Source organism: Pantoea sp. VS1 (genome assembly GCF_002207995.1).
Classification (GTDB): domain Bacteria; phylum Pseudomonadota; class Gammaproteobacteria; order Enterobacterales; family Enterobacteriaceae; genus Pantoea; species Pantoea dispersa.
Genome location: NZ_NHZE01000007.1, coordinates 1 through 964, shown reverse-complemented (window position 1 = coordinate 964; position 964 = coordinate 1). Strand labels below are relative to the sequence as shown.

Genomic DNA, 964 nt, shown 5'->3' with positions numbered 1-964 from the left:
CGGCATCGGTGAAATGACGCTTCCTCGGCACGACTGTTCGTTCCTCGCGCTGCTGCGGTACGCCTCAGCCGTGACTGCGGCGAGCGTGGCGGGCTGGCAGTTAACGGCAGGTATTTTTTTTCCGGACCCGTTGTGCAGACCTGACGCACCGTTCTAATCTGGACGAAACTCCTCATCAGCCTCCGGGGCAATCTATGGATGGCCACACCTCTCCCGCCCGCTTTCTCGCTTATCTTCTGACGGAGCACGATATCTCCGTGACGCAGCTGTGTGACCGCTGCGGGCTGGACAGCGATATCGCCCGGGCTTTCCTGGCGGGGCGCCTGCCGGTGACGCAGACGCTGGCGGAGCAGCTGGGCACCGTGTTCCACACCCCCGGCTTCTGGCTCACCCGTCAGGCCCTCTGGATGCGGACTGAATCAGATGCTGACGCACCCGCCGGTGGCGACGGGACACCACCGTGCTAAATTAAACGGTGCCGGTACGGGATTATCTTCTCCGTGTTCACCAGGGGGTAAATAAACTGCAGCCCTTACCGGCGCCCAGCATAAGCAGGTGTCCGGACACTTCGTCAGCCATCGCCGGTGTTCCGGATAATGTCAGGCCCCTGGTTGTGAACGTTGCCGACCTTTGCCGCTACCGGATGCCATGTGAAGACGGATTCAGGCAGCGCGCCGTCACGCACAATTTCTGCCGCGCGCGCCGGCGAAATGTCATGACTCAGCCACTCCCGGACCGCGTCGGCCTTCAGCACGAGAGGACGGCGATCGTGTATATCCACCATCCCCTGATTGCTGGCTGCGGTAACGATGACGAAACCCTCCTGCCCGTGCTCCCGGTCAAAAGGCGGCTTCCCGATGGCCGCAAAAAAAAGCGGCTCTCTGTTTCGGTGATAAATGAAGTAGGGCTGTTTCCTGGCACCGCTTTTTTTCCACTCAAACCAGCCCGATGCCGGCACAATGGC

Annotated in this window: 2 protein-coding genes; one reads left to right on the top strand and one right to left on the bottom strand. The window is 61.0% G+C overall.

Annotation, left to right across the window (positions count from 1 at the left end):
- The first annotated feature begins 194 nt into the window (after positions 1-194).
- Positions 195-467 (top strand): helix-turn-helix transcriptional regulator, encoded by a 273-nt coding sequence (locus tag CBW22_RS03985; protein WP_088516090.1) that lies wholly within the window; start codon positions 195-197, stop codon positions 465-467.
- A 104-nt stretch (positions 468-571) separates the two neighbouring features.
- Here the strand turns inward: CBW22_RS03985 and CBW22_RS03980 are convergent.
- The coding region (locus CBW22_RS03980) for an SOS response-associated peptidase family protein (RefSeq protein ID WP_176428080.1) at positions 572-964 on the bottom strand (393 nt) is incomplete at its 5' end.